The following is a 22,641-nucleotide window of genomic DNA, read 5'->3' as shown; positions in this document are numbered from 1 at the left end:
TTTTGAATACTTATGCATCCTCTTTTCTAAAGCGCTTGATTTGGATGATTAATATTAAAAAGGATATCCAATAGCAATATTGAGAATCAGGTTATTTTTTCTCCAGCTTGGGTCTCCAAAGTTAATTTTATCAAACATCCAACGGTCATTCTTCTCGTAATACGGCACACGCAGAGGCATTGCTAAATCCAAACGTAAAATCAGGATAGAAAAATCAAGCCTCAAACCGAAACCTGCACCTACAGCAATCTCCTTCATAAACTCTTTCGAAAATTTGGCTCCCGGCCGTTGAGGATCATCATTAACGAGCCAAACATTGCCGGCATCTGCAAAAAATGCCACATTCAGGAATTTATAAATATTAGCCCGATATTCTGCATTCAGCTCTAGCTTTATATCTCCCGACTGATCAAAGTAATAACCTGATGGGATGGTTCTTGGATCAAAACTTCCCGGTCCCAACGTCCTTGCACGGAAGGCACGGATACTGTTGCTACCACCAGAGAAAAACTGTCTAGAGAATGGGATATTTTCTGAATTGCCATAAGGGTAGGCAACGCCGCCAATAAACCGTGTAGCCAAAGAGGTTTTCTCAGTAAACTTATGATAAAAACGGAAATCATTCTCGATCTTGGCATATTGGCTAAACGGCACTCCAAAAATACTCTTCTCTTTGCCTTCCTTCATATTGGCTCCCGTTAGCAGACCTGTAAGGTTCCCCGCCAAATCCAAAGTTCCCTTATAATAAATGGTACTTGGCTTTTGGAGCATAGTATTGGTGTAGGTATAAGAATAGGTTGGGCCAAAAATCAACTGTCGTTGAACAACGCGCTGCATGGCATCACTTTTGGCAGAAATAGAGTCGTAGAGAGGCGTAACGTGAGCTGGGGTTACATAAGTAATATCAATCACCTTAAGATCGTGCTCTTTCCTGGCATTTTCTTTCCACACATAACCAAACGATCCCGAAAATGTATTGAGGGTGTAATATTCTGTCCTATTTTGGAACTCATATCCCAAAGAAATATTGGTGCGCGGAACAAATGCACTGGACGAATTAAATCTGAACGGCGCTACAATCCGCGGAATAGACAGCTGCACATTAGCACCAGCACGGAAAAGGTTTTTAGCATTCTCTGGGCCGCCCATCTGGACATCAAATGCACCATAAACCGAAGCTTTAAATTGCTCTGCCCCCTTGAAAAGGTTACGGTGCGTCCAGTTAAGATTCACCTCGCTACCCGCATAGTTAGCAGAGTTGGTTCTTCCCAAAGCTTCTAGCCTTAAAGACTGAATCTGCCTTGGTGTCAGCAGATAATACGCATCAAACTGATGTTTTAAAGAATCTGAAACAATAAATTCATTCTTAACAAATTTGAATACACCCAAGCTGATGAGCCTGTTGAGCGTCAGATTATGATCGGTTCGGTTATAGACATCGCCTTTCTTAAAGTAAAGGGCACGGTCAAAAATCTTGGGTTTAAATTTATGTTCCGGATCTATCACATATATATCCTGATAAGCGTATTTGCCTAAGGAATCGGTATTCATCGGCACACTGTATTTCCCATCGCGGACATCGCGGATATTGTAAGTAGGAAATACCACCACCTTATCTATGCTAAACTGTTGTACTGCGAGGTTAGGCGTATTATCCTTAAGTTTGACATTAAGTTCTACCTTATGGTCTTTGCTGATGGTACTGTCTGCCTGCACAATGATATTATCAGCACTAAAATAATAGAATCCCCTTTGTTTAAGAGCATTGTCTATACGGTCCCTTTCTGCCTTGATGACATCTAGGTCAAATGGTTCCCCTTTTTTCAACAAAGTTTTAGCGGCAACATTCTGAATTTCTGAGTTAACCAGTGATGAATCTTTTTGAAATTTGACATTACTGATTAAATACCTTTCCCCAGGTTTTACATTGTAAATGACTTTAGCTTTTTTATTTTTCGCAATGGTATCATATGTGGCTTTTGCATTAAAGTAACCCTTGTTCTCAGAATAATTCTCAATAATATCTTTGTTAAACTCACGATCTACATCATTCAGAAGGACAGGCTTCTCCCCCATTTTATATTTCAACCAGTAGTTGAAACCCTTCTCCTTTTTCGGTTCTTTAGCAATGTTGTAGAAATATAATTTGGGACGTAAACCCAGGAATGAAGAGTTGGGTTTGGGGGTAAGTTTTGATTCAAGCTCCGATTTCAGGTTTTTCTTTTCGCTTTTAGAAAGGCTATCACTTTTGATATTGACTTCGGCGCCCGTATAAAGCATTTGCCCTTCCTTCAAATATTTGGTATTGCTACACGATAACGCAAGGCCAAGGGAACCAAAAACCAAAAACTGCCTGATATATATATTATTGATCTTCATTTATTTAAACTCTACTTCTTTATTATTTCTTCTTTCTCTTCTGGATTCCTTTTTTGATTTTTCAAAAATCTCCCGGAATTTGTCGTAATCCAGCGTGATAATAAAACCAAGACCAGTTTCCACAATCTGTCCTTGCAATGCCACTTGGTACTGATTTTTACGATAAGCGCGCAGCGTGTAACGGCCATCTTTGGAGAGGCTATAATCTACGGTCACGTCTCCGGCGATATTGGTCATGCTTTCATTCTGTCTTGCATCACCTTCGAGACCAAAATTGCTTCCTACAGACACTTTCAGCCTGTCATTCAACAGTTTTTTACTAATGTCCACATTCAGATCGGTGCGCGTATTTTTTTGACCTGTGGAGTAATCTTCAGAAGACTCCAAATCAAAGTTAAGATCCACACCTTTGATAAGATCCGAAGCCAAATTGTTAATCTGCTGGGAAAGAATCTTGCTCACACTCTGCCTTGCCATGGCTTCTGCGGATAAACCGGCGCTAGACTCAAAAGGATTTTCACCAATGAAACGGTTCAGCAAAAGCAAAGCAAAAACCTGCTTATTCATCTCAGATTCCTGAGTTCTGATCTGAGCCAGTTTTTGATCCACAATATCTGTAACCGTAGAAGACACTGAGTTGTTCTTCTCATCTGTTGTAATATCAAAACTGATTTCCGGTTTTAGAAGTTCACCTTTCATTTTCAGCAAAGTACTGAATGGCATCCTCTGCTTAAACTGATTGAGCGTGGCGGCACTTTCTCCGCTCAACTGTTGCTCTACAAGGTCCAAAGGTGCCGTTTCGGTTTTGTAAACAGCCGTGATGTCCATCAATGCCGTTGTAGGTTCGCCCGTCCAGGTGATGGTACTTCCCTTCTGAATATCAAACTTACGTTTCAGCACACTAACGGTCATCTCATAACTCCCGGATTCCACTTCATATACGCCCACAAGCGTGGTTTTACCCGATGGATCCACGCCGCCTGTCAGCTCCGCTTCGCCTTGCAGTTTTACAAAATCCCCATTAGCTTTATCAATCAATAAAGACAATTTGGCCTTTTTACTGATTTCTATATTCACGCTAACATCCATGCCTTTGATTTTACTATTGGCATCTACAGAATCTGCTTTGATGGTTTTGTTAAGGGCAATCTGATCCTGATCCACAAACTCCACTATCCCGTCGCGCTCCTGCAAAGATGGATTGGACTGTGGCAACACAAATGTAAAATCTGTATTATCAGCAACTGAAAGTCGACCATCCACCTTGGGTAAATCTAGGTTACCGCGCACCTGCAAAGCAGCATCAATAGCCAAGATACCATACATGAGTGCATCATTTGACTTTTCAGAATTTACAACTTTAAAATCTTTTGCCTTAAGATCAAGATTAAAAGCAAAATCCCTGTATGTTTGTGTGAGAACCTGACCATTTATGTTGAGCGAGTTACCGTCTTTGTCATTAATTTTGAAGTTATCAAACTCTATCCCGCGGTTGGTAAAGGCAATCTTATCATCAATCTTCCTGAAATCACTTCCTGTTTTGGCGATCATGAGTCCGACATTATTCATTTTAACATCGCCCAAAATCTTAGGAGCAGCCGCGGTTCCAGTAATCTTAAGATCACCGGAGAGGTAACCTTCTGTATTGGTAATGGCATTCATAGAGAAACCCTGAAGCGTTTTCATCTGAAGGCGGTTCATATTCATATTGAGGTCAAAACTGCTGCTGGCGGTATTGTAATTACCCAAGATCTTAACATCATTATCATTGCCGGAAAGCGCAATATCGGCATTCAACATGTTGGGAGCAGCATTATTAACTTTAACATCCAGTTTGCCTACCGGGCTGCCATACACAAACAGGTCATTTACATCCAGATCGGCGGTGAAAGTCATATTTTTGTTTAGGTTTCTCAATTGTGCTGTGCCATTGATGGTTCCCTTGGCCAAAAGCGAATCTTTCTTAATAATCTCGGTAATGGTTTCTATCTTAAAATCTTTTAGAGACACATTCAGTGGGCTGTTGGCGGCAGTACTTTCGGATTGAAGAAGAATCTCGCTCCCACCATTAGACAAACGGAAATTATCCGCAAAAATCCCCCGGTTACCAACCTGTATTTTGTTATCCTCAGATACAGTCCAATCCATATAATTAAGTTTCAGACCGTTGGGATTGAGTGATATTTCCGTCACATCATTCAGAGATTTGGCATTACCCGCAATCAAAAACTGTGTAACATCTTTATCATCTTTAGTCGTAATATTATAATTGATGGTATTATCCGCCACATCCCCATTGATATTGACTTTGTTCAGCGCAAAACTTTCACTCTTAAGCGCCGCTACATCCAGATTATACTGCAAAGCCTGGTTTTGGTTACTAATTTTCAGGCTTGTATTTTCCAATAAATTGGTGCCATAAGTGACCTGCGGAATATGGGCATCCAGCTCTATTAGTTGGGAATCTGCATTATAATTCCCGTTTATATTAATGGTTTCAAAGCTTTTAAGATCGGGAACAAATTTCCTGATCAAATCATTATTCTTGATGCCGGCATTGAGTGTAAAATATTGTCCCGGGTCAATCTTAGCCATTTTTCTGGGTTTCTGAAATTGATAATACTGATTAACCGTTTGTTGCAAAGCACCAAAAATCTGGGTCAATTTATATTTACCTTTCAGTTCCAGATCAGCGATCTGGGAATTCAGCTTTATCAATGTAGAATCTGCTGTAGAAACCGCATTCAGTTTAATTTCTTGTACCGGGTACACTTCTTTGGTATCTGATATGGCAAAATTTTGAAGATTAAGGTAACCGTTGAGATGATCGGGATCAAGATTTTTAAAATCCCCATCAATACCTCCGGCAATAATCATCGGCGAACTGTAAAACCCTAACTTATGAAGATCCAGTTTATTTATATTACCATTCACTTTTACCGTAGGATTTTTCTCATTGTAGATGCCGGAAGCCGTGAGATGCAGATTAGCATTAGGATCTTTGGAATTGAGCTCGATATTATAAGCACCACGCCTGATTTTCCCAACCAGATTCATGTTCTGGTAACGGTAACCGTTATAAGATACCGACTGTACATTGCCTCGTAAGTCCGCATTCGCTTGTTTAAAATCAAAGCTTTCACCTTTTGCCACAATCTGCGCCGTAATGGCACCCAACTGCTTATTTTGGATCAATTTCCCAACCTGTAGGTTTTGCAGATTAGCCTTAACATCGTAAAGCTCATGGTTCTTCCTGCGCATATCAACTTTGGCCACAATCCCGGCGTTACCCAATGTGGAATATAAGCTTAAGTTTGTATTCACAACTTTAGTTGTTCCTTTTGCAGAGCCTTTAATACTGAAATGTGACGGCAAAGCTATATTGGAAGGGATTGTTCCCTTTGGCACAAGATTGAAAACCGTTCTGCCAGACGACGCCAATTCTGCAATCCTGAGATCGTAATAAAGCTGATCCGGATTCATAGCATTTTTCACACGCCCAGAGGCATTAATCCTCAGTTGATCCAAACCGGAAACCCTTAGCCTGCTAATTAACAGATCATTCACCATACCTTTCACATTGGCATCTACATTAAGGACAGCATTGGGATATTTATTAAAAGGCGCAGTTTTTCTAAGAGTTGGCACCAGGTTCAGGATGTCGGCAAAACCGATTTTAGAATTTTCCAGATTAGCTGATATTTTTACGGCGCCGGGATTCGCAGACAACTGCTCTATCGAGTTATAATTAAGGATAACCTCATCGCGCAACACAGTCTTAGAAGTCTGCAAATACAGGTTTTTAAGGTAAGCTTCTTTATCCGCATAAACAAAATCCGTTTTGAATTTCTGAACATCCAAACCTCTCGCCTCTTGTATCTCTGCTGACTTTACATTTCCGGAAAAGGCATTGTTTTCCATTTTGAAATTTCGGAGATCCAGGTTTAGCTGTCCAAAATTAAGATGGTTAAAATCCATCCCAGACTTGGTTGGAGCCACTGCCGTATTATTATAAACTGCTTTTACATCGTCCAGAACCAGCTTATCTAGAAGGACTTTCATAGCCTGCTCCTTGGATGATGCCGGCTTCTTATCTTCTGTCTTTTTGTTTTTATCGGCATTAGCATCTGCTGCGGGAAGGTAGAGGTTGGCATTGATATTAGCACCCGTTAAAAGCACATTGCCTACATTATAAGCATTTTTGTCAAGATCAATACTGTTAACCCTTGTACTCAGTTCTTTGAAGAGAACTTTAGCAAAAGTTTTGGTATTATCATCGCCATAATCTATATCAAAATTGGTTAGTTTGATGCCTTTTAAGCCTAGTTTCATGGCTTTTTTCTGATTCAAGGAGTCGACTTTTTTCTCCACTTTTTTTGATACCTCTTCTATAAGGTCCTGCTTCAGTTTAAGTTTGAGCCCATCCATATTTATGTCATTCACGGCATAGGCATTCTGCTCCAGGTCAAAAGTTTTTACGCGGGTATCAAAAGATTTGAAATAAACCTTGATGTCATTGCGGGACTGTTGGTCATTAAAGGTTACGCGAATATCTTTCAGCTTAATCTTATCCAGCGAGATAATAAACGGTTTTGACGGACTTTCCTCTTTGTCAGAAGTGGCAAAAGCATCAATAATATAATCGAAATTAAACTTTCCCTTAGGATTTCTGACCACATTGGCACGGACACCTTCCAGATCTATGGAAGTAATGTCGGCTTTGGAATGGATAAGCTGCCACATATCCAACCCCACATCCAATTTTTTAACCGCCAGCAGCGTATCAACATCCTGGCCTTTGAGGTAAAGATTCTCCATCACAAGGCTGTTCGGAAAACCTATATACACTTTCTCCAGGCTAACTTTGGTCTTTATCTTATCCTGGAGATAGACCACTAATTTATCTTTAATAAAATTTTGTACGGCAGGGATTCGGATACTGAAAATGAGCAATAGCAAAAACACCACTATGCTGATAATGGTGATGATGGTACGCCTAAGAATTTTTCTCCAATTGAGTTTTAATTTCAAGGGATCGTTTTTTATTCGGTGGGAAAATACAAATTATAATCTAAAATATGCGCAGCAATGCATTAATCTGATATTTTTTCATGATCTAATTCGGGTTCATCTGGCTTAGTAAAACATCATAATCATCTACGGAGTTGAGCGTGATGCCCGTTGCCAAAATTAGGGAACAACCTCTGTTAACAGAGCTTGGACTGATGTAAACAATGTGCGCCGTATTCACCAGAATGAAATGATTAAGTGTGATATAAACTTTGATAAACATAGATAGGATATAATCTATTGAGCGTACACGCTCCTGTTTTGATAAACATTAAAAGCCGCAATCTTTTCGCTGAAAGTATTGTAAATAATCTCTACAGAAAAATTGGAGATTTGGTAAAGAACATACTTCAACTGATCCAGAGTACGCTCTTCCATCATCTGACCCTGATCCAGCGCCATCTGGCACTGCATAAAATCCGGCAGGTTTTTGAAATCGTAGTAAGATATATTCATAGCAATTAGGTTATTATGGTGTTATAATTTGCTATACAATTAGTTGACCAAAATAGACTTATGATAAAAAATTCTGTTAATTTTCTTAATAAAATACTAACAGGCAATTTTAAGAGTCCGATGTTAGCAAAGAAAACCATGCCGCGGAATGATGGACTGTAATGGATTAATTTTTATATTTTTGTGATATTGCGTTATGAAAAAACTTATTCTGATTGAAGACGAATCCAGCGTGGTGTCTTTTATAAAAAAGGGATTGCAGGAGCTGGATTATAATATTTCTGTTGCTTTTGATGGACAAACGGGCATTAAGATGGCCGAAAACAATGACTTTGACCTGATTATCCTGGATATTATGTTGCCGGATATTAACGGGCTGGAAGTATGTAAAGAAATCAGAAAAAAGAATAAAACCGTTCCCATCCTTTTCCTTACAGCGCTGGATTCTTCAGAAAACATTGTCCTAGGGCTGGAAAGCGGTGGCGATGATTATCTTGTAAAGCCCTTTAAATTTATAGAACTTGTGGCTCGTATCAAGTCGCTTCTCCGGAGAAGTGGCCACAGCAATGGCGCAGAATCCCAAGAGCCTGATGATGAAAACATTTATCAGTTCTCTGACCTTACGGTAAATGACTATACCAAAAAAGTCACCCGCGGCGGTAATGACATCTCGCTGACTTCTACCGAATATAAACTGCTCCTATACTTTCTCAACAACCCCGAAAAAGTAATCTCACGGGCAGAGATCCTGGAAGCAGTCTGGGGTGTTAACTACGAGCTGGGAACCAACGTGGTAGATGTCTATGTTAACTACCTCCGGAAAAAACTGGACTTCCAAGAGGATAATAAACTGATACACACCGTTATAGGAATGGGCTATGTCTTGAAAAAACCATAATACTATGCTGAAAAGAATCTCTACCAACCAAACCAAAACCATGCTACTTCTGATGTTGGTTTTCACTGTAGTTATCCTGCTGTTCAGTGGTTTGGTGTATTTTTCCATTGTCAACTTTTCGCATCAGAGGTTTTATGAACTGCTTAAGATCCGTGCAACAACTATCGTACAGATCGAGAAAAGCAAAGAACATCTGGACATTCCTGCTAACCATATCCTAAACAGTGCCAATGACGAGGAACTTCCCCTGGAAAAAGATTATGTTTTCGAGGTGCCACAAGATTCTAATTACAGCCAAATTACACGGCAAATACATATTCCGGATACCTTCTTCAAAAATATTATCAGGAAGGGCGAAGACAATTATAATGATGACGAGTTTTATTACATAGGCCAATCCTTCAAGTCCGATAACAAGACTTACATCGCGATTGCTTCTGCAAAAAACCATTATGTGGTAGATTATCTCGGTTACCTGAAAAGAACGCTGGTCACCTGCATGGTTTTGGCCTTGTTTTTTTCGATGATATTCTCATTTTACCTGTCCAAAACACTCTTCCGCCCGATTCTTAAGATCACGGGAAAAGTAAAGGAAATCAGTTCGGAAAACCTTCACCTGAGACTAGAACCACAACCCGGAAATACGGAGCTTAATGAACTGATTGATACCTTTAACGATATGCTGAACCGCATAGAAACATCGTTTGAAACCCAAAACCATCTGATAGGTAACGTATCGCACGAGCTGAGGACACCACTCACGTCTATCATGGGCGAAGCCGACGTGGCGCTTTCCCAAAAACGATCGGAGGAACATTACCAGGAAACCCTACAGATCATCCTGGATGAAGCCGAAAAACTGGATCGAAAAATAAAAGCCCTACTGATGATTGCACAAACCGGTTTTGACGGGAAAATCCAGAAAATGGACAAAGTGCGGATGGATCAGCTGCTTTGGGATGTTATAGAAACGGCCAAGCGTATTAATTCCAAAAACAATGTTTACCTGGATATCAGCATGTTGCCAGACAACCCCAAAAAACTGAAAGTACAAGGCAACGAGCAACTCCTGCACTTGGCAATGGCCAATATTATCAATAACGGCTGCAAATACTCTAACTTTCAGCAGGTTAAAGTATCCCTTGGTGCTACGGATGATCATGTCTACATCATCATCAAAGACCATGGCATCGGGATCCCGGATTCGGAAATGGATAAAATCTATGATCCTTTTTTCCGGGCGTCCAACACCAAGAATTATGAAGGTTACGGCATTGGGCTGCCTCTGGCCAGGAATATTGTAAGAATACATCATGGTGAGCTGATTGTTAATTCCAAAGAAAATGTGGGAACAACGGTACAGATCCGCTTCCCAATCTATGTTCCTACTGAATAAATTAGCACGTACCCCGCAGCCCGACCTGAGTGTAGCTCATTTTTTTTACTGGGGATAAAAAAGGGCAAAAAATAGCGGGAACGGAGGGCGGAAAAGCTGCCCAAAATATTAAATTCGTTTACCGGAAAATGTAGAGATGTTTCATCTATCTCATAATTTTAATCTCATTTTAATCTCTCTAATTACATTTTAATTCTGTTCCAAAGGCATTCTAATCTGGTCATAATAGTTTTGTATTATCAAAAAATAACAAAACCCTATCAAACAAAATATGATGACCAAGACCATTTTAATAGCCACAGATTTTTCCCTAGAATCACTGGATATTCTCAAAAAAGTATTGAGGCATAAGAGTGAGCAGAATGACATTAATAGTTACAACATTGTTTTTGTAAGCGGTTACGACATGGGCGACTCTATCAGAGACCTATTGTTTACCACAAAAACCGCACTACTGGGCAAGATCCGGCCACAAGAGTTTTGTGATGCTTACAGCATTATCTATAACAAATACCCTAAGCTGATCAACAAAGTGTCTTGCGAAGTTTTCACAGGGAGTTTCCAAAGATCATTCAACCAGTTTGCCGAAACAACTTCCGCTGACGAAGTGTATATCTCATCTACAAAACTGCGAAACTTAAAGAAAGGGCAGTTTGATGTAACGCCATTCATCAAAAAATGCCGACAACTGGAAGCGGTAGAGGTTACCACCACAACCCCGGAATATGCACCGGAAAGAGGACGCCTGGCAGAGGTTTTCCTTTAACAAAAATCAGAATTTTACACCTATCAAAAAAGAATTAAAATGTTAAGAAATTATAGTAACAGCAGAACGTTGGGAGACAACATAAGACTGGGAACGCTGACTGCCTTTACGGCAGGAACTATAAATATAGCATCCCTACTTATCTTCCTCTCATTTACATCCAATGTCACCGGACATTATGCCATCTTGGCGGCAGAAATCAGCCAGGGAAACTGGACCCAGGTTGCCGTTGTAGGCGCATGGATTTTCCTCTTTTTCTTCGGGAGTTTTGTAGCCAACATGAGTGTAATAAACTTTAATAGGAAGAGTAAGTATTTTGCACATGCCTTCCCTATTATCCTGGAGATCCTATGTTTGCTTGCGGTAGGAATCTATGGGCAGTTCTACTACCAAAAAACACTGGGCGAAACCGAAGCACTGGTAGCATTGATGCTTTTTGCCACTGGATTGCAAAACGGCCTTACGGCAAGTATCTCCAACTTCTCGGTTAAGACCACCCACCTTACGGGTACCACAACAGATTTGGGAATACTTTTCTCTATGTTTACCCAGAAAAAATTTAGGAAAAACCCTGAGCTGATTGGTAAAGCCAAATTGTTGATGAGTATTATGATAGCCTATGTGTTGGGCGCGGTTTTCTCTGGATTAACCTATTACCATTTGGAATTCCGTGTGTTTTATGTCATCAGTATTTGCCTTCTGGTAGTAATTGGTTATGATTTTTATAAAATCAACCTAAGGCACTTCAATACTCAGTACAGGTATTATAAGATCTACCACAAACCAACATTGATTGCTTTTTTATATTATAAAATCCATAATAAAGACGAAAGAAGAACTATAAGTAGACCTAATACTAAAACAGAATTGGCTTTTAGCGACAAGTAATTATTCCTCCATAAACACATCATGCAAATCAATTTTTTGTAATAGTTCTTTAATAGAAATCGCCTGAGAATTATCTCAGGCGATTTTGTTTATTATGATATAAAATCTGGATTAACGTTCTACCCAAGTATGGTTTTCACCCGCCAGTTCGCCCAGATATTTCTCGGCATCCATAGCGGCCATACAACCACTTCCGGCTGCTGTAATAGCCTGCCTGTAATGATGATCCTGTACATCGCCTGCGGCAAAAACACCCGGCAAATTGGTTCGTGCAGATTTACCTTCGGTTACGATATAACCCAGCCCGTCCAAATCTACCTGACCTTTGAAAAGGTCTGTATTCGGCTTGTGACCAATGGCTATAAAAATCCCGTGAACCTCGATTGTTGAGACTTCATCAGTCAGGTTATTTACCACTTTGGCTCGTTCAACCAAAGCATTCTCACCTTCTATACCAATCAGTTCATGGTTATATTTCACCTCGATATTAGACGTATTCAAAACGCGGTCTACCATTACTTTAGAAGCGCGGAAATGGTCTTTCCTTACCAAAAGTGTTACCTTGTTACAGATCTGGGAAAGGTAAGTAGCCTCTTCTGCCGCCGTATCACCGGCTCCTACTACGATGACATCTTTTCCACGGTAGAAAAAGCCATCGCATGTTGCACAGGCAGAAACACCGCCACCAGCATATTTTTTCTCATCTGGCAAACCCAAATATTTTGCAGCAGCTCCGGTAGAAATGATGACACTTTTGGCCAAAATATCCCTGGAACCCGTACTCAACTTATGCACGCCGCCTCTTTTATGAGAAAAATCCACTTTGGAGATCATCTCATAATGAACTTTGGTATCAAAGCGCTCGGCTTGTTTTTGTAACTGCAACATCATTTCTGGCCCGGTAATACCTTCTGGATAGCCGGGGAAATTTTCCACATCTGTGGTGGTGGTTAGCTGACCGCCTGGTTCCAATCCTGTAAAAAGTTCAGGTTTCAAGTTGGCTCTTGCAGCGTAGATAGCCGCGGTAAAACCTGCTGGCCCGGATCCTACAATGACGCAGTCTAAAATATTATTTTCCATTTTATAAGTTCAAAATTTAAGTTTCAAAGTTTCCAAAAATCGGAAATATTATTGAGTTAAGTTGATTTTTTACGATGAATTTTGTCAATAATCGGTTTATCACTTATCCAATAAAGAAGATATTAAACTTTCACTTTCAGCTCATCGACTTTGATGATTTTGTACACCAGTTCTTTATAAATTTCTTCGTCTTCCATCTGGCGCACACCCAAGCCTTTGGATTTCAGATCCATCTCACGCAGGATCGAAATCACCCTGGTGGCATGTTTCAGTGGGTAAAACCGTGCTGCCTCTGCATAATCCTTAATGGCATAAGGCGCCACACGCATCTCTGCAGCTATGTTTTGAGGGGACTGACCAGACAAAGTGTGATAAAGAATAATGTTGGAAAAAAAGTTGTAAAGAACACCAAAAGCCATCTGCACAGGATTTGATTTTTTATTTTTTCCCATATAATAAGCAATACTGAAAGCTTTGCTCATATCCTTACTTCCCAAAGCCCGCTGCAGTTCAAAAATATTGAAATCTTTGCTGATGCCCACATTATCTTCGATGACTTTGCCGTCTAGAACAGCGTCATTTTTAAGGACAATTTTGAGTTTATTGAGCTCATTGGTGATTCGGGATAGATCATTGCCCAGATATTCTGCCAAAAGATGGCTGATGTTAGGTGCAGACTTAATCCCGAGGCGCGTAATCTCGCCCTGTATCCAAGCCGGTAACTGGTAATCTTTTATTTTTTCACTAGTAAACAGCATGCCGGATTTGGCCAGCATCTTTGAAACTTTTTTTCTACTGTCAAGTTTTTTGTGCTTGTGTGCAATGACCAAGACTGTTGACGGAACAGGGTTTTCCAGATAAGCTTCCAAGGCTTTCGACTCATCGTCGTTCAGTTTCATATCCTGGGCTTCTTTAACAATAATCAGTTGCCTGTCGCCCATCATTGGATATTGCCTGGCCAGCGAAAGAACCTCGGGATAGCCGGTATCTCTGCCGTAAACCACGGTTTGGTTAAATGCTTTTTCATCTTCTTCCAATACATCCTGTTCAAAATGCTTCACAGCAAGATCTATGTAGAACGCCTCTTCACCATGAAAAAAATAAACCGGTAAGAGTTCTTTATTTTTAATATTTTTGAGGATAATATCTATTTCTTTCATCTCAACGTATGCAGGTTCCCAAGCTTAATTTTGAAAATAAATTCGATTTCCGAATCAAACAGGACAAAGATACATTTTTTATCTATGACCTTGTGCGCAAAACCTGGCTGGTCCTGACGCCCGAAGAATGGGTAAGGCAGCACTGGCTGCACTATTACCACTTCGAAAAAAAGAAAAGCATCTCCTCTATTATCCTCGAAAAAAAAATTGAACTGAACGGCACTACAAAAAGGATAGACCTGATGATCACCGAAAAAACACAACCCAAAATATTGATTGAATGCAAAGCTCCTGACATTAGCCTGAAACCCGCCCATTTTGAGCAGATTGCGAGGTATAACAGCCTGATTGGCGCAGAAAAAATCATTATCAGCAATGGTTTGCACCATATTTTTGCGCAATACAAAGATAATGGCTATATTTTCCACAGCAATGATTTTTAAAAACTGATACCACTATTGAAATGAAAACGACCGGCTTAACAAAAACTAAAAAAATACTGCTTGCTATTTTCGGCACGTTGCTGATCCTGATATTGGCCTTCCCTTTTGCGCTGGACTTTTACCTTAATAAAAAACTGCCGGATCTCATCAATAAAAAAACAGATTATAACCTGACGCTGGATAACTTTAGCATGAGCTTGCTATCCGGGCATCTGGAAGCCGACAATATCTATGTGATTAATAAAAACCCGAAGGATTCTACCAAGACCCAAATCAAGGCAAAAATCAAGACACTCAGGATCAATAACTTCAATGTTTGGAAGGCTGTTTTCCATAAAAAATACAATGTAGAATCTATAGTTCTCAGCAACCCGGAAGTGGATGTAACACTTGGCCCAAAAAAACAAGACAGCAGCAAAAAACAAAAAAAACTGGATCTTATTATCCAAAATATTTTGGTGGAGAACGGTAATGTTACGGTTAATAATCATAACAATACGCCGCTCTTCAATGGGAAAAATGTCAATATAAAACTCACCGACATCAAGCAAAGTGAGGATGCTGCCAAAATCCCTTTTGCCTTCAAGGATTTTAAGGTAGATGCACAGGATGTCATCATCACGATTAATGAATTTTACCGCATAGATGCTAAAAAAATTGAGGCTAAAAACAAAACATTGCTTTTGGATCAATTACATCTGAAACCACTGCAGGAAGCCAAACATTATGACGCCAAAAATGTATTTGATCTTTCTGCCCAGTCATTGTCTGCCAATGATTTTGTCATCAGCCAAGATTCACTGATTGTGGACAGGATTCAGTTTGTGAAACCCAATCTTAAAGTGACTTCTACCGGCAAAAATAAAGTAGAAAAAGACCCGCAGGATATTGAACTAAAAATTGGAGTAAAAAATCTTGATTTCCAACAGGGAAAAGTATTGGTTTTACAGTCTAATTTGCACAAGACGGCATCTGTGGATCAGTTTAATTTTAAATTGAGCGATATTGTTTTTGATAAATATACAGTCAAGGAAAAAATCCCGTTCCACTTCCACAATCATGACATCGAAGCCGATCATATTTACCTGAAAACCGATGCTCAACATGCTATAGAAGTTGATAAAATTGCATCTGCAAATTCTGATATTTCACTTACAAAATTCAGGATGATTCCGTTGGTAAAAAGCAGCCACAAAGATATTATAGACATTAGCACCGATAAAATCCTTATCCATAAAAACAAATCCAAATATATTGGTCAAAAACTCAACCTCAATATTGCAGGGATTGATATTGTAAACCCAAAAGTGATCCTCTACCCTGTCCATCATAAAACGCCTAAGAAAAACAAGCCCGCTAATTTCCCTGATTTTTTTGCTCAGATTGGAAAACTGAATATCATTAATGGCCATTTTAAACAGATCGAGCGTGGAAAAGAAAAAATAACCGCGGGGAAAATTGACGTTCAGATCGCTCAGATCAAATCAGATCCTAAAATTATTAAGCAGGACATCCCATTTCTAAGTAAGAGCCACAGCATTAATGTCAAAAATATTAAGATAGATGCGGGGAAATACTATAATCTGAAACTGGCTTCGGTAAGCAACAGAGGCAATGAAACAACGGTTCATCAGTTGGAATTTCTGCCCAAATACTCCAGGGCTGGATTTAGCAAGGTGATTGCGGTGGAGGAAGATCTATATACGATACGTACCAAAATGATCCACATAACAGACAACAAATCAGTTTTGTTTGGTGATAAACCAGTGATTAATCTCGCAAAAGTGGTTATTGATGGCGTCAACTGCAATATCTACCATGATTTGGCACCGCCGGACGACAACTCTCCACGCTACCTCTTCAGCAAAAAGCTGCGTAATATTAAAATTCCAATGTTTATCAACACGATTGATTTAAGAAACTCGTCATTATCGTATGAGGAAAATGCTGAAAATGCTAATATCCCTGGAAAACTGACTTTCGAAAAATTTAATGCGGTCATCCACAATGTGAATAATGGTAAAATTAATGGATTGCCAACAATGGTGACGGTGGATACAGACTTCCTTTTCTATGGAACTGCCCCTACAAAAGTGAATTGGAAATTTGATGTTAAAAACCTTGAGGATCAGTTTACCATTGCAGGAAATATCAATAAATTGTCTGCGGATAATGTGAACCTTTTTGTAAGACCTTACCTCAATATTACTTTGGATGGAAAAATAGATTACGTAAAATTCGACTATCACGGCAATAATGATTTTATCGCCGGCAAATTTTATTTCAAATACAAGGATATGTATGTTAATTTCCTCAATAAAAAAACAGGGAAAGAACGAAAACTATTGGGGACTGTTGCCAACTGGTTCATCCGTAATGAATCGACAGGTGAACCCGAGCATGTGAATATCAAAAAGGAACGTGATCCCAGCAGAAGTTTCTTTAACCTTCTCTGGCAGGGCATTATGGAAGGCCTGAAGAAATATTTAATTTAAGAATAAAGCCTGATCATTATAGATCAGGCTTTGTTTTACAAATGTGGAAAAATGGTCTCTTTCAAAAGATAAAGATTGAGAACGATAATGATTCCGCTAATAAGCCATGCCAGGATTTTGAGCCATAATTTATTGGCAAACTGACCCATTTTTGACTTACTACAGGTAAACATTACCAAGGGAACAACGGCAAAACTTAGTTGCATGGATAAAATCACCTGACTGAAAACCAAAAGTTCGGCAGTTCCTCTTTCTCCATACAAAATGGAAATGATTAAAGCTGGTATAATGGCAATCAACCTTGTAATCAATCTTCTAACCCAAGGTTTTAAGCGGATATTGAGAAATCCTTCCATCACGATTTGCCCTGCTATAGTTCCGGTTAAGGTAGAATTTTGCCCCGAAGCTAATAAAGCAATCCCAAAAAATATACTGGCGAGTGTGGTTCCTAATAGCGGCGTTAACAGTTTATATGCATCTGTAATATCCGCAACATCTTTGTTCCCAGACGTATGAAACGTAGCTGCCGCAATAATCAAAATAGCTGCATTGATGACAAAAGCCAACATTAGCGAAATACTGCTGTCTAAACTGGCAAACTTCAATGCTTCTTTTTTGCCCTCAACTGTCCTGGGATAATTACGGGTTTGTACGATACTGCTGTGCAAATAAAGGTTGTGTGGCATTACCGTAGCACCCAAAATACCAATAGCGATATAGAGCATTGATGGATTCTGGATAATTTCCTTCTTAGGTATTAATCCTTCCAACATGGGGAAAAGATCCGGCTTGCTGAGAAAAATCTCATAGAAAAACGACACAAAAATGATGAAAATTAATCCACCAACAATACTTTCTATGTAACGGAATCCTTTTGACTGTAAAAATAAAATTAAAAAGACATCTACAATGGTAATAGCGACGCCCCAGCTGAGTGGTATGCCAAAGAGAAGATTCAGAGCAATGGCAGAACCGATCACCTCAGCCAAATCACAGGCTGCGATGGCAATCTCACAAAAAATCCATAAGACAAAATTAACCGCCGGATGAAAATGATCTTTGCAGGCCTGCGCCAAATCGCGCTCCGCAACAATGCCCAATTTTACAGAAAGATGTTGCAAGACAATTGCGAAAAGGTTAGAAATAAGAATTACTGATAACAAAGTATAGCCAAACTGCGCACCACCCGCAATATCAGTCGCCCAGTTACCCGGATCCATGTAACCAACGGCTATTAATAGTCCTGGTCCCATATAGGCCATTAGTTTTTTACCAAAACCGGCACTTTCGGGCACTTTTACGCTGGCAAAAACCTCATGCAGAGAGTTGGATGTTTTCTCTTTCCTCCATGCATTATTGTGTATTTTATTTTTCAATATTTAATTTAATTGTTAGATTAGACTAACAAATATACAGATAGTTTTCTGATCTGCAAAAACAACATAAAAAAAACTGCCAATAATTGGCAGTTTTTATATTTACTATTGATAAAAAATTACTTAATAAATCTAATTGCAGTTTTTCTGTCAGATTCTCTTTCTTTATCAGAAGCTTCTGCAGGCACTTTAGCAAATTTGGAACCGTAACCTTCTGCTTCTTTTACTTGTGCGGAGTTTAGAGAAGTTTTTACTGTGTTCGCTCTTTCACCTGATAATTTAAGATTAGCTGCGGCATCACCTTTTTTATCTGTGTAAGCCCCCACTTTTATTTTTGCATCTGGGAACTCAGCCAAAATCGCTTTCAGATTATCCAACTGAACTTTTGAATCTGGAGTAAGCACTGCTTTCCCAAATTCGAAGTTAAGATTATCAAAGTTGAACCATTTGTCTTTTAACTGCTCTTCGGTAGCGTTTTTATACTCATCCGATTTCAGGAAAGTAACGATTTGGTCTTCTATACCACCTTTATAAGCTTTAAGAGTTTTACCGCTCGGCAAAGTAACCACAGTTGTTTCTCTGGTAACAGAAACAGTATCTCCCTTAGGACTTGTTGAATCTACTACAGTAGATGTAGAGTCCACAGTTGCTACAGCTGTATTTTCAGTTTTTTTATTACATTGGTTCCAGAAGAAATAAGCTAACAATAATAATAAGATTAATGGCAATAACCATTTCCAAATGCTGCCGCCAGAGTTATTATCAGGCGCAATTTCGTGTGTTGTACCACTTCTTGTTACATCTACTTTTGGGGTTTCTGTTACAGGAACTTTGGGATTAATGTCTGCAAGTGGTGTTTGGTGAGCTTCTGGAACTACATTGGGAATTTCCGGTTCAGGGCTTCCAAACCAGTTACCCAGCCCAAGTGATGCGAAACTAAAGCCAGCAGGCAATAAAGCAGATAAGAAGCCTTTTTGTCCTGATAAAAGATTTTCAAATGATGATAAATCAAGATTGTGATCTGCGATGTATTTTCCTATACCTCCTGATGCGGCACCTGTTACAAGATTAATTAGAGAATTGGTAGAATCTGTCTTGATTCCCGCAAAGCTGGATACAGAACTAGCCAAGGCAGATAGTTTATCACCACCACCAAAAATTAATGATAAAATTCTTGAGATTAATGACTGATCACCTCCTCCATTATTAAGCAGGTTTGAAGTAATACCAGACGTTGCAGCATCCTTCAATGTACTGAACAATTCTGATTTTGCATTACTGTTGGCAAAGCCACCTACAACCGCAGGCAAAAGAACAGAAATTGCTTTTGAAACGCCAGATTCGCTTTCTCCTAGTTGTGTTGCGGCCTGAGATACTGTAGAAGCACCGAGTTGACCTTTGATAAGCTCGATTAAATTGATTGACATAATAGTTTATTTTTATATGATTTGTTTTGTAATATTAACAAATATCAATCCAGTATTTTAAAAAATCCATAATTTTAAGAAATTTTTAACATTAAATCTAATTTAAAAAGAGCCATTAATAATAAAAAAACCGCGAATCTATCGCGGTTTCTGTTAATATGCTTTTGCAAATACAACTCTTTGCTTAGATGGTTTTCCACTAATTAGTGAAACACCGTCTTCTTGTTCATTATTTAGTGGGATACACCTGATAGTCGCTTTTGTCTCTTGTTTAATCTGTTCTTCTTCTTCTTCGGAACCATCCCAGTGTGCCAAGATAAATCCACCTTTTTCTTCCAACACAGTCTTGAATTCTTCATAAGAATCCACTTTTGTGATATTCTCCTCCCTATAAGACAGTGCCTTATTATAGATGTCTTTTTGGATGGTCTGCAACAATTCTTCGATGTAAGAATCGAGGCCTTCCAAAGCAACTGTTTCCTTTGTCAGATTATCTCTTCTGGCAATTTCCACGGTTTTGTTTTCCAAATCCCGTTGTCCCATCGCAATCCTTAGAGGAACTCCTTTTAGCTCATACTCAGCAAATTTCCAACCCGGCTTGTTTTGTGTATCATCATCAAATTTGACAGAGATCCCTTTTGCCTTAAGTTTTGCCTTAATGTCAAGTGCCACCTCACTGATCTGAGCCAACTGCTCTTCACCTTTAAATATTGGGACAATAACAACCTGAATTGGGGCCAAAGTTGGTGGCAATATCAATCCTAGATCATCAGAATGTGTCATGATCAAAGCACCCATCAATCTTGTAGAGGTTCCCCAAGAGGTTCCCCATGCATATTCAATTTTTCCTTCTCTAGTCGTAAACTTGACATCAAATGCTTTTCCAAAATTCTGCCCAAGGAAATGGGAAGTACCAGCTTGTAAAGCTTTGCCGTCCTGCATCATCGCCTCGATACAATATGTTTCATCAGCTCCGGCAAATCTTTCCGAAGGAGATTTAATGCCGCGGATTACAGGAATAGCCATAAAATCTTCTGCAAACTTTGCATAAACTTCTATCATTTTTTCGGTTTCCTCAACCGCTTCATCTTTGGTTGCATGAGCCGTGTGCCCTTCTTGCCAAAGAAACTCCGCCGTTCTAAGGAATAATCTGGTTCTCATTTCCCAACGTACGACATTGGCCCACTGGTTAATCAAAATGGGTAAATCCCTGTAGGACTGAATCCAACTTTTATAAGTATTCCAGATAATAGCTTCGGATGTTGGTCTTACAATCAGTTCTTCCTCCAGTTTAGCCTCGGGATCTACGATTAGTTTACCCGGATTATTAGGATCAGTTTTTAATCTGTAGTGGGTAACCACTGCACACTCCTTGGCAAAACCCTCAGCATTTTTTTCTTCTGCTTCGAAAAGGCTTTTTGGAACAAAAAGAGGGAAATAAGCATTTTGATGACCCGTTTCTTTGAACTGTCGATCCATCTCGTCACGCATTTTTTCCCAAATAGCATAACCATATGGTTTGATAACCATGCATCCTCTAACGCCGGAATTCTCTGCCAAATCTGCTTTTACCACCAACTCGTTATACCACTTGCTGTAATCTTCTGCTCTTGATGTTAACTTTGCCATAAATTTTTTACTATAATAATTTAACTTTTTAACTAATTTTAATCTAAATAAAAAGCCTAATTTTACACGTGTTTTTTACACATTTGTATGGTATAAAATTTGGTTTATTTAAGAAGTGCAAATATAGCAAACTTAATAATTCTCATAACAATGAAAAATATAAACAATGGCAGCTTTCTAAATCTGATTAAATCAAAAGGTTTAATCTTGATTTCCAGCAGTTTACTCCTATCTTCTTGTATTGTTTACACAGGCGGATACTCAGAAACTGATGGGGTTTATTATGATCCCAACAAAGATTCTTTACCAGCAGGGTCATATGGAAATAATTATGGTAATCAGGTTGATGATTATTATAACTACAGCGATAGTGCATCGAGCATCTATGACAACAATCAAAAAAACATTCAGGATCAGCAAAACAGGTATACCAAGCCTTTGGCCAATGATTCGGATTGGGGTGCCTTTACAGGTACAGAGACCAACTACTCCAGTTTTAACAATTGGGGATGGGGCGGTTATGGCTGGGGATCTCCGTACTACGGATATTATGGATGGAATAGCCCTTATAACTCCTGGAACTGGGGGTTAGGCTTCGGTTGGGGATGGGGCAGCTCATTTTACTCACCATGGTCTTGGGGTGGTTTTTATGATCCATTCTATTCAGGATACTACGGACATGGCTGGGGTGGCTATTATGGTGGATACTACCCTTATGGTGGATATGGATGGAACAGTTACAGACCATCATATTATCGATCTGGCACGGTAGGCCGTTTTGGTACTCAAAACAACAGTTATAGATCAAACAATAATTTCAACGGTATCAACAGCACCGCAGGTTATAGAAATGCACCGCAGGCTAATAATAATGGTAACAATAACAGCTACAGAAATTATCAAAATAATGGGGTGAGAAATTATCCTTCCAACAATCAGAGAAATTATAATAACTTCCCATCTAACGGTGGATACAGGAATAATAATTCTCAAAGTTATCCCAATAACAACAGTTTTAGAAACAATCAGAACAATGGTTTCCGAAACGAAGGCTTCAACTCTGCGCCAATGAGATCTGGTAGTTCAGGTGGTTTTAACTCTGGTGGCGGTTTCAGAAGTGGCGGTTCAACTGGTGGTGGCGGTGGTTACCGTTCTGGTGGTGGAAGGAGATAGTAATA

General features: G+C 39.3%; 16 protein-coding genes. 7 read left to right on the top strand and 9 right to left on the bottom strand.

The annotated features are described in order from the left end of the window. Nucleotides 1-54: 54 nt before the first annotated feature. The 4 genes from tamL to AC00Y6_RS13315 all read right to left on the bottom strand — a co-directional run bounded on the left by tamL (nt 55) and on the right by AC00Y6_RS13315 (nt 7,905). Complete coding sequence (gene tamL / locus AC00Y6_RS13330; RefSeq protein WP_474491101.1) at nt 55-2,379, bottom strand: translocation and assembly module lipoprotein TamL; 2,325 nt, start codon at nt 2,377-2,379, stop codon at nt 55-57. After that, entirely contained in the window at nt 2,380-7,410 is a 5,031-nt protein-coding gene (locus AC00Y6_RS13325; RefSeq protein WP_474491100.1) for a translocation/assembly module TamB domain-containing protein, read from the bottom strand. Nucleotides 7,411-7,495: 85 nt separating this feature from the next. After that, the gene (locus AC00Y6_RS13320) at nt 7,496-7,672 is read right to left on the bottom strand and encodes a hypothetical protein (RefSeq protein ID WP_474491099.1); all 177 of its coding nucleotides are present in this window, start codon (nt 7,670-7,672) and stop codon (nt 7,496-7,498) included. Between the two features lie 14 nt (nt 7,673-7,686). Then, entirely contained in the window at nt 7,687-7,905 is a 219-nt protein-coding gene (locus AC00Y6_RS13315; protein WP_474491098.1) for a hypothetical protein, read from the bottom strand. A 196-nt stretch (nt 7,906-8,101) separates the two neighbouring features. Here AC00Y6_RS13315 and AC00Y6_RS13310 point away from each other — a divergent pair, with 196 nt between their 5' ends. The 4 genes from AC00Y6_RS13310 (at nt 8,102) to AC00Y6_RS13295 (ending at nt 11,853) form a co-directional block, all read left to right on the top strand. Further along, entirely contained in the window at nt 8,102-8,803 is a 702-nt protein-coding gene (locus AC00Y6_RS13310) for a response regulator transcription factor (protein ID WP_474491097.1), read from the top strand. A 4-nt stretch (nt 8,804-8,807) separates the two neighbouring features. Continuing rightward, complete coding sequence (locus AC00Y6_RS13305; RefSeq protein ID WP_474491096.1) at nt 8,808-10,199, top strand: HAMP domain-containing sensor histidine kinase; 1,392 nt, start codon at nt 8,808-8,810, stop codon at nt 10,197-10,199. Between the two features lie 271 nt (nt 10,200-10,470). Beyond that, nucleotides 10,471-10,965 (top strand): hypothetical protein, encoded by a 495-nt coding sequence (locus AC00Y6_RS13300; protein ID WP_474491095.1) that lies wholly within the window; start codon nt 10,471-10,473, stop codon nt 10,963-10,965. 39 nt (nt 10,966-11,004) lie between these two features. Beyond that, entirely contained in the window at nt 11,005-11,853 is an 849-nt protein-coding gene (locus tag AC00Y6_RS13295) for a YoaK family protein (protein ID WP_474491094.1), read from the top strand. Nucleotides 11,854-11,964: 111 nt separating this feature from the next. On the opposite strand, the gene trxB is transcribed toward AC00Y6_RS13295, so the two are convergent. Both trxB and holA read right to left on the bottom strand, forming a co-directional pair. Continuing rightward, a complete protein-coding gene (trxB, locus tag AC00Y6_RS13290) occupies nt 11,965-12,933 on the bottom strand; it encodes a thioredoxin-disulfide reductase (protein ID WP_474491093.1) in 969 nt (322 codons plus the stop codon). Nucleotides 12,934-13,055: 122 nt separating this feature from the next. Continuing rightward, the gene (gene holA, locus AC00Y6_RS13285; RefSeq protein ID WP_474491092.1) at nt 13,056-14,093 is read right to left on the bottom strand and encodes a DNA polymerase III subunit delta; all 1,038 of its coding nucleotides are present in this window, start codon (nt 14,091-14,093) and stop codon (nt 13,056-13,058) included. An 8-nt stretch (nt 14,094-14,101) separates the two neighbouring features. Between holA and AC00Y6_RS13280 the strand changes: the two genes are divergently transcribed. Continuing rightward, complete coding sequence (locus tag AC00Y6_RS13280; protein WP_474491091.1) at nt 14,102-14,536, top strand: type I restriction enzyme HsdR N-terminal domain-containing protein; 435 nt, start codon at nt 14,102-14,104, stop codon at nt 14,534-14,536. A gap of 20 nt (nt 14,537-14,556) precedes the next feature. Further along, complete coding sequence (locus tag AC00Y6_RS13275) at nt 14,557-17,031, top strand: hypothetical protein (RefSeq protein WP_474491090.1); 2,475 nt, start codon at nt 14,557-14,559, stop codon at nt 17,029-17,031. A 35-nt stretch (nt 17,032-17,066) separates the two neighbouring features. On the opposite strand, the gene AC00Y6_RS13270 is transcribed toward AC00Y6_RS13275, so the two are convergent. From AC00Y6_RS13270 to proS, 3 genes are all read right to left on the bottom strand, one after another. Next, entirely contained in the window at nt 17,067-18,407 is a 1,341-nt protein-coding gene (locus tag AC00Y6_RS13270) for an Nramp family divalent metal transporter (protein WP_474491089.1), read from the bottom strand. Nucleotides 18,408-18,526: 119 nt separating this feature from the next. After that, nucleotides 18,527-19,834, bottom strand: coding sequence for a DUF937 domain-containing protein (locus AC00Y6_RS13265; RefSeq protein ID WP_474491088.1), 1,308 nt, complete (start codon nt 19,832-19,834; stop codon nt 18,527-18,529). A 153-nt stretch (nt 19,835-19,987) separates the two neighbouring features. Next, the gene (proS, locus tag AC00Y6_RS13260; RefSeq protein WP_474491087.1) at nt 19,988-21,463 is read right to left on the bottom strand and encodes a proline--tRNA ligase; all 1,476 of its coding nucleotides are present in this window, start codon (nt 21,461-21,463) and stop codon (nt 19,988-19,990) included. A gap of 150 nt (nt 21,464-21,613) precedes the next feature. Between proS and AC00Y6_RS13255 the strand changes: the two genes are divergently transcribed. Continuing rightward, nucleotides 21,614-22,636, top strand: coding sequence for a prolyl-tRNA synthetase (locus AC00Y6_RS13255; protein ID WP_474491086.1), 1,023 nt, complete (start codon nt 21,614-21,616; stop codon nt 22,634-22,636). Nucleotides 22,637-22,641: the final 5 nt, after the last annotated feature.

Source organism: Epilithonimonas sp. (assembly GCF_056329745.1).
This window is presented reverse-complemented; position numbering and strand designations above follow the sequence as displayed.

What these genes read in the sequence shown, in the direction of transcription:
- tamL (WP_474491101.1), bottom strand. Translation starts at nt 2,379, where the DNA reads ATGAAGATCAATAATATATATATCAGGCAGTTTTTGGTTTTTGGTTCC.
- AC00Y6_RS13320 (WP_474491099.1), bottom strand. Translation starts at nt 7,672, where the DNA reads ATGTTTATCAAAGTTTATATCACACTTAATCATTTCATTCTGGTGAAT.
- AC00Y6_RS13315 (WP_474491098.1), bottom strand. Translation starts at nt 7,905, where the DNA reads ATGAATATATCTTACTACGATTTCAAAAACCTGCCGGATTTTATGCAG.
- AC00Y6_RS13310 (WP_474491097.1), top strand. Translation starts at nt 8,102, where the DNA reads ATGAAAAAACTTATTCTGATTGAAGACGAATCCAGCGTGGTGTCTTTT.
- AC00Y6_RS13305 (WP_474491096.1), top strand. Translation starts at nt 8,808, where the DNA reads ATGCTGAAAAGAATCTCTACCAACCAAACCAAAACCATGCTACTTCTG.
- AC00Y6_RS13300 (WP_474491095.1), top strand. Translation starts at nt 10,471, where the DNA reads ATGATGACCAAGACCATTTTAATAGCCACAGATTTTTCCCTAGAATCA.
- AC00Y6_RS13295 (WP_474491094.1), top strand. Translation starts at nt 11,005, where the DNA reads ATGTTAAGAAATTATAGTAACAGCAGAACGTTGGGAGACAACATAAGA.
- trxB (WP_474491093.1), bottom strand. Translation starts at nt 12,933, where the DNA reads ATGGAAAATAATATTTTAGACTGCGTCATTGTAGGATCCGGGCCAGCA.
- holA (WP_474491092.1), bottom strand. Translation starts at nt 14,093, where the DNA reads ATGAAAGAAATAGATATTATCCTCAAAAATATTAAAAATAAAGAACTC.
- AC00Y6_RS13280 (WP_474491091.1), top strand. Translation starts at nt 14,102, where the DNA reads ATGCAGGTTCCCAAGCTTAATTTTGAAAATAAATTCGATTTCCGAATC.
- AC00Y6_RS13275 (WP_474491090.1), top strand. Translation starts at nt 14,557, where the DNA reads ATGAAAACGACCGGCTTAACAAAAACTAAAAAAATACTGCTTGCTATT.
- AC00Y6_RS13265 (WP_474491088.1), bottom strand. Translation starts at nt 19,834, where the DNA reads ATGTCAATCAATTTAATCGAGCTTATCAAAGGTCAACTCGGTGCTTCT.
- proS (WP_474491087.1), bottom strand. Translation starts at nt 21,463, where the DNA reads ATGGCAAAGTTAACATCAAGAGCAGAAGATTACAGCAAGTGGTATAAC.
- AC00Y6_RS13255 (WP_474491086.1), top strand. Translation starts at nt 21,614, where the DNA reads ATGAAAAATATAAACAATGGCAGCTTTCTAAATCTGATTAAATCAAAA.